This window comes from Cryobacterium sp. Y62 (assembly GCF_002929785.1).
GTDB lineage: Bacteria > Actinomycetota > Actinomycetes > Actinomycetales > Microbacteriaceae > Cryobacterium.
The window spans coordinates 1-14713 of sequence record NZ_PJJK01000084.1; the positions used below are offsets into that span (position 1 = coordinate 1).

The following is a 14713-nucleotide window of genomic DNA, read 5'->3' on the forward strand; positions in this document are numbered from 1 at the left end:
CCAGCTGCTGAACAGAATCTGCTCAAACTGATCCCCTAAAAAATCCCACACATCAAAACCTCTTCGCTTCGATCACACATCAATTCACCGCCACCGGCACGGGCGCGACTGGAGACGCTGATGCGGAACTGGATGGGGACGCAGGCTGAGAGCCGTAGGCGAAGGTGAAGGTGAAGTTCTAGTCTCGCACGGCCACTCCCGTAAGGGCGCAGCGAGACGTTACAGTTCGATCACGTGCGCCGACTCTCCTATGAGAGAAGACGACGATACAGGCCGGCCGGAGCACTGATCGACACTGAGCTGCGCCTCCGAGGCCACGGCCGTTGTCAGCGCTCGTCGATAAGTAGGCCAGTGACGCTCTTCGAGGTAGACCACCCACCACGATTGATGGGTGAATACAGTGCAGGATTGGGCAGAGATTTAGCATCTTCGCGCCAGTGAGGGTATGTCAGTGCGGGCGATTGCGAAGCAGCTGGGATTGTCTCGGGTGACGATCACCCAAACGGCCGTGGCGTAGAAGAAAAACATCAGATTGTCTCGATAATTTTATGAGCGCAGCCGACCAATCTGTTTTGACACCCATGGGCGCTATCAAGGGATCGTAGCAACACCGTGCGTATGACGCCCGGTCATCGGGCCTAATGTCGGGCGGGGCAATCGCGTCACCCGAGATTGCAGAACACCATGAAAGCGAGAACGGTGGGGGAGTGCCCGGTCACCGACCCCCTTGCGGCGCCCTTCATCACGCTACCCTCGGAGTCATGTTGAAGACTTTTTTTCGACAGGCGACGGCCGACGATCTGGAACTTCTTGAAGCGATCGAGAATGAAGCTGACACGCTGTTCGCGACCGTATTCTCGATTGTCGGCTGGCGGCCTGCTCCTTCTTATACGAAGCCATCACAGCAGAATGACTTCATCCTCGTAGCCAGCGACGGTCCAAAATCGGATGCGGTCGGGTTTGCCCACGTCCTCGCAGTCCCTGGCAGCGGTCATCTCGAGCAGCTATCGGTAAGGCAGCCAGCGGCGAACCGCGGGCATGGGCGCGCGCTCGTCGGGGCAGTCAAGAGCGAATCAAGACTGCGCGGATGCAAACGGGTCACCTTGCGAACGTTCGCGGACGTTCCATGGAACGCCCCCTTCTACTTGAGCTGTGGTTTTATCGAGCGTGATCCTGATTCTGATTTTCTTCGAAATCTGTTAGTAGCGGAGCAACAGCGAGGACTCGGATACGGCCGGCGTGTTCAAATGAATTTCGACCTGACTGATGAGTTGCCCCGATAACCGCCTCCCTGCGCATGGCTGATAATGACGGAGTGGACCTCACTCTTCGTGAGCTGACGCAGGCAGACGTCGAGGCGCTTGCCGGATGGCAAACCGACGCGTTGTTCTGTGCGCGCGCGGGCTGGCAAGCCCGGGAGTCCCAACAGCAGGCGGTGGGATGGTGGCATGAGCAGATTTCGAATCCTGACCCGCACCTCATCCGATTGCTCGCACTCGATGCCCAGGACCCGATTGGCTACGTAGACCTGCATGGGAGTGGTCCAGTGGAACGCGAGCTTGGCTATGTGGTTGGCCCGTCCACATCGTGGGGTCGTGGTCTGGGGACAGCTGCTGCGCGTGCCGGAGTTGCATTCGGCTTCGATGGCCTTGGGCTCAGCCGAATTTGGACCGAGGCGGTCGAAACAAACACCGCTCCAGTCAAAGTGCTTCGCCGTCTCGGCATGCGAGAGATTGCACTCGGGAGCAAAGAAGACTTCTTGAGGCAAACCTCGCAATACGTTCAGTTCGAAATATTGGCCATGGAGTGGCAGCAGTCAGCCAGCCTCGCCGCCGCTGAGGGTTCCCACTCCGGGAACAGGGCATGAGTCTCGGCCAATGCCTTTGGCCCGATTGCGGTCTCCGTTTATGAACGGTCCCATGGGGCGGCTAATCGGCGTCCAGTCGGGGAAACGCGAGCACTACCGGCTGAGCTGCGATCAGACGTTATGTTGACCTTTATTGTCGGCATCCTTTTTGTCTGTGCGGTCTTGGGTTATCGACGCGTTCGGGAATCCTCGAGGCGCGAGCAGCAGGCGATCGACAAATCTCGCTGTGGAGAAACGATCAAAGTTACCGACGGCCGCTGGCTAGCATGCTTATGCAAGCAGCAGCGGGACTCCTCGTCGTAATTGGGGCCGTCTTTTTCCTCATCCTCTGGGGTGCGGGCGACATCTTTCTATCCAGTGAGGTTCCTCTTGTGGGCCCGTGGAGACATTAAAGAATCGTGTCCTGCCGGGTCGGAGCCACAGGTGGGATTCAGATGGTGTCGGCCCATAACCGTCCAGCATGGACCGGTCAGCGCCGCCCCGAGGCGGAGGCGCCTCGTGCGTGATCGGCTCGTTCAAGGCAGCCGCACAGAAATCCACTAAACGATCTTTTCTATTGACATTCAATAGATAACTATTGATACTCGATAGATGAGCTCGAATATATCTCGGACCTCGCATGCGATAACGATAGCGACCTGGATGGCGCTCGGTGCTCTAGCCGTCGTCATCGTTGTCGGTGGAATCCTGCTGTTTCCGATCTCTGCTTCTCTCGCTCGCGACAATCCTGAGTTTGCTGACTTACAACCCCTCCTTCTCGCGCTAGCCTGGGCTGTCGGCGTCTGCGCAGAAGCAGTGCTCGCCGCGACGGCCCTATTGGTCGGGTATATCCATCAGGATCGGATCTTCGATCGCGCCGCGGCACGAGCGGTCGACCTGCTGGTTCTGACGGTCATCATCGCGACTGTCCTAATCGCGTCTCTTCTACCCTTCATTCCGGGCCCGCCGCTACTGGCGCTCCTGATATTCGGCGGCGTCCTGCTGGGAATCACCCTGTCTCTCGTTCTAAGCGTTCTCCGGTCGCTGCTGCGCCGCGCGGTCCTCATGCGAGTCGAACTCGACGAGGTCGTGTAGTGGCCGTACGGATCCTCATCGACCGCCTGCTGGTTGAACGCGGCATGTCCGTCGGTGACTTCGCCGCGGCGGTTGGCATCACCCCATCCAACGTCGCCGTCCTCAAAAACGGGCGGGCTCGCGCTATCCGGTTCTCCACACTCGACGCAATATGCCGAGTCCTACACTGCCAGCCGGGTGACATCCTGGACTGGAAAGACGACCAGCGCGCAGACTCCTGATTCCCCAGAAGTGTCCCGTAGAAGGTTCGGCGGATTCAACCGGTCGTCGTAACACTCGATTTTGTGAGGTGTTGTACGTGTGGTTGAAGTATGAGCTGGTTGAGAAACAGGCGCGGTTTTGGGTGTTGATCACCCAAGGTTCGACGCTGACTGCAGCGTGCGATGCTGTGGGGGTGAATCGACGAACTGGACGGCGTTGGCGTCAAGCAACGGGTGGGCGGATCCCTTTTCTCGCCCACGAAGGCGGCCATCGGTCATTCGTGATGGCGTAGTCGACAGCGCCTTGGCCGGCAATAGTGCCGCTACTCCCCTCACCGCGAGTACTGAGCTGCCGCGGATATCTCGGACAGTGGGTCCTCTGGAAATGAAGGTTCACTGAAAGTAGAGAGCAGTATGACTGCAGCACGTAGGCGTTACACCCAAGACTTCATAGACGGGCTGCGCCACGAGATGATCACAACGTACAAACCGATCAAGGACGTCGCTACCGCGTACGGCATCGGGCCCGAGCCGCTCCGCAACTGGCTGGGTAAATACCGCGAGGCCAATGGCGGCACCGGGACTGATTTGACGGTGCCGGAACGAGCTCGTTTGACGGAGCTTGAGCAGGAAGTTCACGAGTTGCGGGGCGGTGAGCGCGTTCTTGAAAAAAGCCAGCGCTTACTTCGCGCAGGGGCAGCGGTAGTGAGCAAGTACGAATACATCGACTCTCAAAAATCTGACCCCACCAACCGGAATTCGGTGGTGAGAATATGCCTGTGGTTGGCCGTGTCCACGTCAGGTTTTCACCATTGGGCAATCCGACCGCAGTCAGCGACTGCTGCCCGCCGACCGCCCGGCGTGAAGTTCGTCGGTGACATCACCTACATCTACACCTGGCAGGGATCCATCTATCTGGCCATCGTCATCGACTGCTATTCCAAGAAAGTCGTTGGTTAGTCCATCGCCGATCACACGCGAGTTCGTCGCCGACGCCCTCGCCAGCGCCGCTGCAACAACCCTGATCGAGCCAGACGCGATCTGGCACTCCGACCCGCAGCAGCGTTTACACATCGGCCGAGTTTCAAGCCTTGGTGACCGGTCTGGGGATGCGTTCCCCGATCGCGCACACCGGCGTAGGCTGAAACAACAGCATGGCGGAAAGTTTCTTCTCGATGCTCAAGAACAAGCGCGTTGATCGCACCGTACACGCGACGAAATCACAAACTCGCAGCGACGTCATCCGCTATATCGAAGGGTACTACAGCAGCCGACGCCGGCACTCCGCGCTCGGTTACCGTAGGCCCAACGACGTCCACTATGGTGAGCAGCAGTCGGCACTGACGGCGTAGAGGGATCCACTAATGCCGCTGTCCGAAATGCCCACAGTAGTTCAAAGAAGACCTTCAAGGCCTATCTAGAAAACTGCAATGCCTACCGGATGAAACCCAAGGGCCGCCCCGACAAGGACGGATTTCAGCGCTTCCTTTACCCCACTCCCGGCAGCTATACGGCCATTGACCGTGTCAGTGGCAAACGGGTGGCCAAACCCTCCACACCAGTGAGTGTCACCATTCCCCTCGACGCCGGCGCACCATCCGAACGAAACCGAGACCCTCGGCTCGCGGTCAAGCACCTACAGAAATTCGCTTACAAATCAAAAGAACACCGCGAGCACTTCGGCATGCGCAGCCTCGTCGAGTCCGCCAACAAAACGCTCATGGGCAAGAACTTCGAAGACCTCGCCAACGTCAGCAAACGCTCCGGCCGCGGTTCGCCTTCAACTACCTCGCCGCAACACTCGCCGCCGTCTCCTCGAACCTCCGCAAAACCTACGACTTCTACGTCAAAGCCGCCGAACTCGACCTCGGCGAGAAGCTCTCCCGCGAACGCCGCCGCAAAGAAGCCACCGGAACACCACTGAGCGCCCACAGCTCCCTACCGGCCCTGGCGCCACCGCAGTAACAACGCCCGCCACCTACTCCAGCACTAACCACCCGCGCACCGAACGCATCAGCCTGCCCACCCGCAGGCTATTTCCGATTTAAAAGGTCAACGCCACCTCAACCGACCCGATCGGCCCCGCCAACACCGTTAAAAACCGAAGGCCGGTCGAGTATTTCTACTCAACCGGCCCGTTCGCTTGGATTTCATGAAAACGACACTTCAATTTCCAGAAACACCCGCAGTGCGCGAGAGGGGACTTGAACCCCTACGTCCTTTCGAACACTGGCACCTGAAGCCAGCGCGTCTGCCAATTCCGCCACTCGCGCGAACTTAGGAATGCTAACACTGTGAGGGGGGTCAGCGCCATTCGAGGCCGCGCCGCGCGCTCCCGCGGGTCGTTTCGAGCGTGACCCCGCCCGATATCGGTGGCCGCTACTGTCACTCACGTAGCGAGTCCCCACATGCGACGCACCCACAACGGATGCCGCCGCTCGGCTGCACCCGCCGCATCCGCCAGCCAAACCCCATTGCATGCGCTCGCTCACATCGGCACGAACGCGCGCGCCGTATCCGCCCCCGAAAAAGTCCAGAGGAATGCCCATAATGGGCCCCGAATTCGGTCAGGGACCCTCCACAGGTAGTATGACTGTTCGTGCCGTTTGCGCCTCCAAGGCGGGTTGTCCCTCGAGACAAGTAACATGCTCATAGCCAAACGGACCGGATCGGGAGACCTGTGGGCATACTGGATAACTTTGAAAAGGGATTGGAGCGCGCCGTCAACGGAGCGTTCGCCAAGACCTTTCGATCGGGCTTGCAGCCGGTGGAAATTACTTCTGCGCTGCGTCGTGAGCTCGACACCAAGGCCGCTGTAGTCGCGCGGGATCGCATTCTCGCGCCCAATCGCTTCACCGTGCGCATGTCCCATACCGACTACACCCGCATGAGCGCGCTCGGCGTGACCCTCATCGATGAGCTCACCGCCCTGCTGCAAAAACACGGCACCGAGCAGCGCTACCAGTTCACCGGTGGCATCGTGATCACCCTGCAAGACGACGGCAGCCTCAGCGAAGGCCTGGTACAGATCGACTCCAACACGGTCGCGACCACTGTCGCCTGGACACCGGTTCTCGATATCAACGGCACCCGGTACCCGCTGGTCAAGGCACGTACCGTGATCGGTCGCGGCTCCGATGCAGACATCACCATCGACGACACCGGCACCTCCCGCCGCCATGTGGAGATTCTCTGGGACGGTGCCCGCGCCCAGGTGCGCGACCTCGGCTCCACCAACGGCTCGCAACTCAACGGCGCCCCGGTCAGCCAGGCCATCCTCGAACCTGATTCGATCGTTACCATTGGCCGCACCCGCATCGTGTTCCGCGTGCTCGCGCAGGCCTCCCACGAGACTCCGCGTGCAGCCGGACCGACCGACCCCGCCACCGAACGCCATGACATGGGCGGATTCTGGGGGCCGGGCGCATGAACGTCAGCGAGCTCACCCTGCTGGTGCTGCGCATCGGATTCCTCCTCCTGCTCTGGATGTTCATCTTCGGCATCGTCTACGCCCTGCGCAGCGACCTGTTCGGCCAGCGCGTGCGCCGCCTGAAAACGGATGCCGCCGCGCCGGCCTCCGCCGCCGCCTTCCCCGCCGCCGCTGATCCCATTGCAGCCCCCGCACCAGCCCCGGTCACCGTGCCGGTCGCGCGGGCCAGCCCGACCGCCGACGGTTCATTCGCCACCGCCCAAAACACCACGCGTCTCGTCATCACGAGCGGGCCGAAGGCCGGCACGGAGTTTCCACTCAGCACCGAAACCATCACGATCGGCCGCTCGGCTGACTCGAGCCTGGTCATCCGCGATGATTACACTTCAACCCACCACGCCCGGCTCATGCTGTGGCATGACGAGTGGATGCTGCAAGACCTCGATTCCACCAATGGCACCTTCCTGGCCGGCACCCGCGTCACCGTGCCGACCAAAATTTCCCTGAACGCCACAGTGAAGATCGGCGCCACCAGCTTCGAGCTTCGGCGGTAAGTTATGGCGACGGTAAGTCACAGCGCAGCCGCGTCCCACGTCGGTAAGGTTCGCTCCAACAATCAGGACTCCGGTTACGCCGGACACACCCTATTCGTGGTCGCCGACGGCATGGGCGGCCACGCCGGCGGAGACGTCGCGTCGTCGATCGCCACAAAACGCATCATCGAGGCCGACAAGCCCTATCCGAGTGCCCAGGAAGCCGAATTCGCCCTGCAGGCCGCCCTGATCGGCGCCAACGCCCAGCTGGCCGAGACCGTGTTCGAGCATGCCGAACTCACCGGAATGGGCACGACCGTCAGCGCCATCGTGGTGCTCGAGAACGAGGTCGCGATCGCCCACATCGGCGACTCGCGCATCTATCTGCTGCGCGACAACGAACTCTCCCAGATCACCATCGACCACACCTTCGTGCAGCGCCTGGTCGACAGCGGTCGCATCACCGAGGCCGAAGCCATGGTGCATCCGCGCCGCTCAGTACTCATGCGCGTGCTCGGTGACGTCGAGGCGAGCCCCGAAATCGACACGTCGATCTTGGCCACGATCGACGGCGACCGCTGGCTACTGTGCTCTGATGGCCTCACCGGTGTCGTCTCGCACACCGGCATAGCTTCCGCCCTGGCCAGTGGCGCCAACGCGCAGGATGTCGCCGACCTGCTCGTGAAGGAAAGCCTCGACGGCGGCGCCCCAGACAACGTGACCGTTGTCATCGTCGATATCGGCGCGGGCGACGGCAGCACGCGCACAGACAACCCCGTCGTCGTGGGTTCGGCGGCCAATCCGCTCGCCTTCGGTGAGGAACCCGGCCGCAACCGCCCTCTGCGCATCCCGGCCCTGCGGCTGCACCCGGTACGTGAGACGCACTTCGAACCCGATTCCCAAGATTACCTCTCTGAACTGATCGAAGAGGATGCCCGCCGCGCGCGCCGCCGCAAGACCACCTGGCTGTTTGGCGTCATTCTGCTGGTGGTCGCGATCGTCGGCACCAGTATCCTGAGCTATCAGTGGACCCAGACGCGCTATTTCGTCGGCTCCGAGGGCTCGACCGTCGCGATCTACCAGGGTGTACAGCAAGACATCGGCCCAATCAAGCTGTCCAGTGTTTACGAGGCCACCGAGATCAGCCTGTCCGATTTGCGCGTCTACGACCGCCAGCAGGTCGAGGAGACCATCAGTGCCGGCTCCCTCGCGGATGCGCAAGCCATCGTCGAACGGCTGAAGGGTGCGCTCGTTGAGTAAAGCATCCGCTCAAAAAATTCGGCCGGCGCCGACCGCCGGGCCGGTACGTCGTCTGTACCTGCCGCAAAAGCTGCGCAACCTTGAACTGTTCCTGCTGCTGATCGCCTGCTTCATCAACGCGAGCGCGGTCGTGCTCGTGCAGCTTGGCGCTCTCGGCTACCTCGACCCGACCCTGGTGCTGCTCGGCACCGGCCTGTCGGTTCTGGTCGTCAGCCTGCACGTGGTGCTGCGATTTGTCGCTCGCGACGCCGATCCCTTCATTTTGCCGATCGCCACGGTGCTCAACGGCATCGGCATAGCCATGATCTACCGCATCGACATTGCCGACCAAGACAGCGGCTGGGAGAGCGCCGCCGTGCGCCAAACGGTGTGGAGCGCCCTGGCCATTTTCAGCGCCATCGTCGTGCTGCTCGTGATCCGCAATCACCGGGTGCTGTTTCGATACACCTATATTTTCGGTCTCGTCGGTGTGGTGTTGCTCTTTCTGCCGCTCGTTCCCGGTCTGGGTAAGGAAATCAGCGGCGCCCGAGTCTGGATCGGCTTTGGCAGTTTCGGCACGTTCCAGCCCGGTGAGATCGCCAAGATCGCCCTCGCCGTGTTCTTCGCCGGCTACCTCGTGCGCAACCGCGACAGTCTCTCCATGGTCGGTAAGAAATTTTTGGGCGCGCGCTTTCCGCGCTTGCGCGACCTCGGTCCGATTCTCGTGGTGTGGGCCCTGTCGATGTCGGTCATCATCTTTCAGCGCGACCTCGGAACCGCCCTGCTCTACTTCGGTCTGTTCCTGGTCATGCTCTACCTCGCGACCGGGCGGGTGAGCTGGGTCATCATGGGCATGGGCCTGTTCCTCGGCGGGGCTCTGCTGGCCAGCCAGACCCTCAACTACGTCAACGGCCGATTCACCAACTGGCTTGATGCGCTCAACCCTAAAGTCTACGAAGCCGAGGGCGGCAGCTTTCAGCTGGTGCAGGGCTTGTTCGGCCTGGCCAAGGGTGGACTGCTCGGCACTGGTTGGGGCCAGGGCCGCCCCGAACTGACCCCGGTACCGCAGAGTGACTACATCATTGCGAGCCTCGGCGAGGAGCTCGGGCTCGCCGGAATCTTCGCCATCCTCGCTCTGTACCTCCTATTCGTGGCCCGCGGATTCCGCATCGGCTTCGCCGGTCAGGATGACTTCGGCAAGCTTCTCGCCGTCGGCTTGGCTTTTGTTGTGGCGCTGCAGTGCTTCATCGTTATCGGCGGTGTCACCCGGGTGATCCCTCTCACCGGTCTGACCACGCCGTTCCTGGCCGCTGGCGGCTCCTCGCTCGTGGCCAACTGGATCATCGTGGCCTTGTTACTGCGGCTCTCCGACACCGTGCGCAATCAACCCAGGCTGGTGGTCTAGTGAACCGCGAACTCAAGCGCGTCAGCATCGTTGTGATGCTGATGTTCATCGCCCTGCTCAGCTCTACGTCGATCGTGCAGGCTTTTCAGGCCGATAATCTGTCGGCCGACCCCCGCAACACCCGCACACTGTACGACAGCTACCAGGTCGAGCGCGGCGCCATTCTCGTGGCCGGCGACCCAATCGCCCAGTCCATGCCGGCCGACGACGACTATAAATTTCTGCGCACCTATGCCAACCCAGAATTGTATGCGCCGATCACCGGATACATTCCGATCAACGGCGAACCGACCGGGCTGGAGTTCGCCCTCAATGCCGAGATGACCGGAACCTCCAACTCACAGTTCTTCGACAAGATCAGCGCCCTCGTCACCGGCCAGGACCCGAAGGGTGCTGCCGTAGAGGTCACCATCGACCCGGTGGCCCAGCAGGCCGCCTGGGACGCCCTCGGTGATTACACCGGATCGGTCGTCGTGACCGAGCCGACGACCGGCCGCATCCTGGCGATGGTCTCCAAGCCGAGCTTCAACCCGAACCTGCTCACCGTGCACAACAACGCCGACGTCACCGCTAGCTACGAGGCCCTTTTGGCCGACGAGAATGACCCGCTGATCAACCGGACGATCAATTCGCTCAACCCACCCGGGTCGATCTTCAAGCTCGTGGTGACGACGGCCGCCCTCGAGTCGGGCGACTACACGCCGGAGAGCACCTTTCCGAACCCGGCCGTGTACACCGCACCGGGCACGACGAGTAAGATTGAAAACTCCAGTGGGTCAACCTGCGGTGCCGGTGAGACGGTCACCCTCGCCACGGCACTGCGCTTGTCCTGCAACATTCCGTTCGCCGAATTGGGCGTTCAGCTCGGCGACACGGCCATTCGGGGGACCGCTGAGAAGTTCGGCTTCAACAGCAGCTATGCCATTCCGATGGCCGTGACTACGAGCGTGTACCCCGACGGGCTCGACGACCCGCAGACCGCTCAGTCAGCTTTCGGCCAGTACGACGTGACCACGACCCCGCTGCAGATGGCCATGGTCAGCGCTGCCATCGCCAATGGTGGCGTCGTGATGGCGCCCAACCTGGTGCAGGAAATTCTCGCGCCCAACCTCAGCGCCATCCAAACTTTCGAACCGGCAGAACTTGGACGGGTGATGAGCGAAAAAACAGCTTCAACACTGACCGCGATGATGATTAACGGCGTTCAGGATGGCGCCGCAAGCAATGCAAGAATAGACGGGGTCGATGTGGCGGGGAAAACCGGCACGGCGCAGAACGGGTCTACCGATCCGTTCACACTGTGGTTCACTGGCTTCGCGCCGGCGGACGACCCACAATTTGCCATCACCGTTCTGATCGAGGACGGCGGAGGAGAAGGACAAACCGGGTTCGGCAACAAACTTGCCGCTCCTGTCGCACAGAAAGTACTAGAGGCGGTGCTTAACAAATGAGACCCACAGCAGGCCTCACCTTCGGGGGACGATACGAGCTGCAATCGCGCATTGCGATTGGCGGCATGGGCGAGGTGTGGAAGTCCACCGACCTCGTCATCGGTCGAAGCGTCGCCATCAAGATTTTGAAGGACGAATATCTCGGCGACCCCGGTTTTCTTGAGCGCTTTCGCGCTGAGGCCCGCCACGCGGCCCTGGTCAATCACGAGGGCATCGCGAATGTCTTCGACTACGGCGAAGAGGACGGCAGTGCCTTCCTGGTCATGGAACTCGTCCCCGGCGAAGCCCTGTCGACCATTCTCGAACGCGAGCACGTTCTTCCGACCGACAAGGTGCTCGACATTGTCGCGCAGACCTCGGCCGCGCTGCACGCCGCCCACGCCGCCGGTCTCGTGCACCGCGATATCAAGCCCGGAAACCTGCTCATCACGCCAGAGGGCCGGGTTAAGATCACCGATTTCGGCATCGCTCGCATCGCCGACCAGGTTCCGCTCACCGCGACCGGCCAGGTCATGGGCACCGTGCAGTATCTCTCGCCGGAACAGGCAAGCGGCCACCCCGCATCGCCGACCACCGACATCTACTCGATCGGCATCGTCGCGTACGAGTCACTGGCCGGACGTCGACCCTTCACGGGCGAGTCGCAGGTCGCGATCGCCATGGCTCAGATCAACGAAATCGCGCCCGACCTGCCGGTGACGGTGTCAGAGCCGGTGCGCAATCTGGTCTTCGCCTGCCTGGCCAAGAACCCAGCCGACCGTCCGGCGTCGGCGGCGCACCTGGCGCGCGCGGCATCCGCTTTGCGTCGCGGTGACGTCGCTGCAGCCGCGGTGGCCGTGCCGTCAGTTTTGGGTGGCCTCTCGGCCACGAGTGCCACCATGCTCATGCCCGGTGCCGGTTCCGACCAGGCTACGACCATTCTTCCGGCCACCGGCGTGCCCGTCACGCGAGCCTCTGCGGCCGCTGCAGAGGTAGAGGCAGAGAAAAAGAAGCGCAGCCCGTGGACCTGGGCACTGATCGCTCTTGTCGCGCTGCTCGTGATCGTGTTGACCGGCACGCTCATCGCCCTGTTCACCCAGAACACCGAGACGCCGGCACCAAACCAGACCACGTCAGCGCCACCCTCGTCAACCCCGTCGGCCACGCGCTCGGCAACCCCGTCCCCCACGCCGACGCCGTCGCCCACCAATGCGAACACTTCGGTCAATCCGGAAGACTTTGTGGGAAAGCCCAGCGCCGATGCCGCCGCCCTGCTTGTTGAGATGGGATTCGTGGCGTTTATCGAAGCCGGAAATGCCGCGGGGTCCGCGGACGACGTTGACAAGGTTTATCAGGTCAACCCGCGGGGACCGGTTCCTGCCGGCACGACCGTGACGCTCACCGTTTACGGCGCGTTCCCCACGCCGAGCACGCCGAGTTCGAAGCCGACGGTGACACCGGTCGCGGTGGCGGAAGACGGCACCGTGACGGTCAGCTGGGGCGCTCAGACCTGTCCCACCGGTCAAACATTGTCGGGCTACAAGGTCGTCGCCGACGGTGGCGGTGCCAGCGTCGCCGCCGATGGCCTCACCTCAGCGGATGTGCTGACGACAACCGTCACGGCCGGGAATGCGAACTTCACAGTGACGTTCAGCTACTTCTGTGGCCAGGTCAGCTCGGATTCCTCGCCGCCCTCTGACACGGTCGTGGTTACCCCTGCCGCCGTCGTCGTCGAGTAATTCCCCGATGCCGTGCGGTAATGTAGCGCTCACTGTGCCCAACTCGGGCATTCGTTTTATTGTGGGGGAGTTCGCTCGTGCCTGACTCTGGCCGTTTGATCGCGGGCCGCTATCGCGTCGGGGCGCGCCTCGGCCGTGGCGGCATGTCCGACGTACATATCGGCACCGATTCCCGGCTCGGTCGCACGGTGGCCATCAAGTTGCTCAAATCAAGCCTGGCCTCCGACCCGGCGTTTCGCACCCGCTTTCGGCAAGAGGCCCAGGCTGCAGCTCGCATGGCCCACCCGACCATCGTGCGTGTGTTCGATGCCGGCGAAGAGACCGTCACCGACGACGCCGGTCACGATTCCCAGGTTCCGTTCATCGTCATGGAACACGTCGACGGTCGACTGCTCAAGGACATCATTCGTGAGGGTCCAATCGAGGCGACCGAGGCCGTACGCATCATCGACGGAGTCCTGACCGCGCTCGAATACTCGCATCGCGCCGGTGTGGTGCATCGCGACATCAAGCCCGGCAACATCATGATCACCAAGTCCGGCCAGGTCAAGGTGATGGATTTCGGTATCGCTCGTGCCATCTCCGACTCCGCCACGACCGTCGCCCAGACCACCGCCATCCTCGGTACCGCCGCCTACTTCTCGCCAGAGCAGGCGAAGGGTGAGTCCGTCGATGCGCGCACCGACCTGTATTCCACGGGCGTGGTGCTGTTTGAGATGCTCACCGGGCGGCCGCCGTTCCGCGGCGACACGCCCGTGGCCGTCGCCTACCAACACGTGAGTGAACTGCCGCCAAAGCCCTCAGCGCTTAATCCCAAGGTGTCGCCGGCACTGGACACGGTCGTGCTGCACGCCCTGGCTAAGGACCGCTTCGCCCGCTATCAAAGTGCCGTCGAGTTTCGCAATGACGTCGAGACCGCCGGATCCGGCCAGATTCCCGTTCATCGGGCCGGCGACGAGGTCGGTGCCGGCCTGTTCGGGGCTGCGCCGACGGCGATCACCGGTTCAGCACTCGCCCTCAAGCAGCTGTCCGAAGACCAGACAATGGTGCGCACTCAGCGTCGCCCTCCGGTGATCTGGGTCTGGGCCGGAATCGTCTGCGTCGTGGTCATCGTCGTCGCGGTCATGATCTGGGTAGCCAATCTGCAGCCCTCGGTGGAACTGCCCGACAGTTCACGCCAGATTCCAGCACTCACCGGGCAAACCTATGACGAGGCCCAAAATACCCTCCTCGACCTCGACCTCGGGACCACGCGTGCCGAGGAGTCGAGCACGACCGTTCCGGCCGACGAGGTCATTCGCACCGACCCTCCCGTCGACACCATCGTCAATCCCTCTGACGTGATCAAGGTCTTCATCTCTACCGGTCCAGTGCCCGTCGTGGTTCCCGACGTCACCAATCAGCCCATAACGGATGCCCAGGCCGCGATCGAAGCGCTCGGTTTCGTTTCCGGGTCGGTCACTACCGAGAACTCACCGACCGTGGCGGCCGATATCGTTCTGCGGACCGATCCGGCCGCGGCGTCCTCCGAATTCGCCGGCGATACCATCAACTACATCGTGTCGAGTGGCCTGGTCACCCTCGGGGACCTCACCGGTCAGTCCCTGGTTGCCGCGATCGATCTGGTCAGCGCCGACGGCCTCACGCCGAGCTCCAAGCCTGATGACACCTGCGACCAGGAGTCTGGCTCCCCGATCAAGGCACAGTCGCTGGCCCCCGGAGACGTTCCCCAGCGCTCCGAGATCACCCTGATCTACTGCGCCCGCTCCTAGCCCGCACCCCGCCTCTGCGCCGGA

At 62.1% G+C, this 14713-nt stretch carries 13 protein-coding genes, 1 tRNA gene and 1 pseudogene; 14 read left to right on the top strand and 1 reads right to left on the bottom strand.

The window, feature by feature from the left end; genetic code table 11:
• The first annotated feature begins 761 nt into the window (after positions 1–761).
• The 7 genes and pseudogenes from CXY71_RS03925 (at position 762) to CXY71_RS03950 (ending at position 5065) form a co-directional block, all read left to right on the top strand.
• The gene (locus CXY71_RS03925) at positions 762–1283 is read left to right on the top strand and encodes a GNAT family N-acetyltransferase (protein ID WP_104134386.1); all 522 of its coding nucleotides are present in this window, start codon (positions 762–764) and stop codon (positions 1281–1283) included.
• A 14-nt stretch (positions 1284–1297) separates the two neighbouring features.
• On the top strand, positions 1298–1867 hold the full coding sequence (locus CXY71_RS03930; protein ID WP_104134387.1) for a GNAT family N-acetyltransferase: 570 nt from the start codon (positions 1298–1300) through the stop codon (positions 1865–1867).
• A gap of 591 nt (positions 1868–2458) precedes the next feature.
• Positions 2459–2941, top strand: a complete 483-nt coding sequence (locus CXY71_RS03935; RefSeq protein ID WP_104134388.1) for a DUF2975 domain-containing protein — start codon at positions 2459–2461, stop codon at positions 2939–2941.
• Complete coding sequence (locus tag CXY71_RS03940; RefSeq protein ID WP_104134389.1) at positions 2941–3162, top strand: helix-turn-helix transcriptional regulator; 222 nt, start codon at positions 2941–2943, stop codon at positions 3160–3162. Before CXY71_RS03935 ends, CXY71_RS03940 begins: the two co-directional genes overlap by 1 nt.
• A gap of 122 nt (positions 3163–3284) precedes the next feature.
• Complete coding sequence (locus CXY71_RS22555; protein WP_368665852.1) at positions 3285–3434, top strand: helix-turn-helix domain-containing protein; 150 nt, start codon at positions 3285–3287, stop codon at positions 3432–3434.
• 121 nt (positions 3435–3555) lie between these two features.
• Positions 3556–4493, top strand: a pseudogene (locus CXY71_RS03945) (DDE-type integrase/transposase/recombinase).
• 89 nt (positions 4494–4582) lie between these two features.
• The gene (locus CXY71_RS03950; protein WP_104134390.1) at positions 4583–5065 is read left to right on the top strand and encodes a hypothetical protein; all 483 of its coding nucleotides are present in this window, start codon (positions 4583–4585) and stop codon (positions 5063–5065) included.
• Between the two features lie 265 nt (positions 5066–5330).
• On the opposite strand, the gene CXY71_RS03955 is transcribed toward CXY71_RS03950, so the two are convergent.
• A tRNA-Leu gene (locus CXY71_RS03955) sits at positions 5331–5414 on the bottom strand.
• Positions 5415–5821: 407 nt separating this feature from the next.
• Between CXY71_RS03955 and CXY71_RS03960 the strand changes: the two genes are divergently transcribed.
• The 7 genes from CXY71_RS03960 to pknB all read left to right on the top strand — a co-directional run bounded on the left by CXY71_RS03960 (position 5822) and on the right by pknB (position 14689).
• Entirely contained in the window at positions 5822–6571 is a 750-nt protein-coding gene (locus tag CXY71_RS03960; protein ID WP_104134391.1) for a DUF3662 and FHA domain-containing protein, read from the top strand.
• Positions 6568–7125, top strand: coding sequence for an FHA domain-containing protein (locus CXY71_RS03965; RefSeq protein WP_104134392.1), 558 nt, complete (start codon positions 6568–6570; stop codon positions 7123–7125). The genes CXY71_RS03960 and CXY71_RS03965 overlap by 4 nt, the downstream gene beginning before the upstream one ends.
• Positions 7126–7128: 3 nt before the next feature.
• Complete coding sequence (locus tag CXY71_RS03970; protein WP_104134393.1) at positions 7129–8364, top strand: PP2C family serine/threonine-protein phosphatase; 1236 nt, start codon at positions 7129–7131, stop codon at positions 8362–8364.
• Positions 8357–9748: an FtsW/RodA/SpoVE family cell cycle protein gene (locus CXY71_RS03975; RefSeq protein ID WP_233198496.1), complete on the top strand. Its 1392-nt coding sequence runs from the start codon at positions 8357–8359 to the stop codon at positions 9746–9748. Before CXY71_RS03970 ends, CXY71_RS03975 begins: the two co-directional genes overlap by 8 nt.
• Positions 9748–11199: a penicillin-binding protein 2 gene (locus CXY71_RS03980; protein ID WP_104134394.1), complete on the top strand. Its 1452-nt coding sequence runs from the start codon at positions 9748–9750 to the stop codon at positions 11197–11199. The genes CXY71_RS03975 and CXY71_RS03980 overlap by 1 nt, the downstream gene beginning before the upstream one ends.
• Positions 11196–12917: a protein kinase gene (locus tag CXY71_RS03985; RefSeq protein WP_104134395.1), complete on the top strand. Its 1722-nt coding sequence runs from the start codon at positions 11196–11198 to the stop codon at positions 12915–12917. The genes CXY71_RS03980 and CXY71_RS03985 overlap by 4 nt, the downstream gene beginning before the upstream one ends.
• A gap of 77 nt (positions 12918–12994) precedes the next feature.
• Positions 12995–14689, top strand: a complete 1695-nt coding sequence (pknB, locus tag CXY71_RS03990) for a Stk1 family PASTA domain-containing Ser/Thr kinase (RefSeq protein ID WP_104134396.1) — start codon at positions 12995–12997, stop codon at positions 14687–14689.
• The last annotated feature ends 24 nt before the right edge of the window (positions 14690–14713 follow it).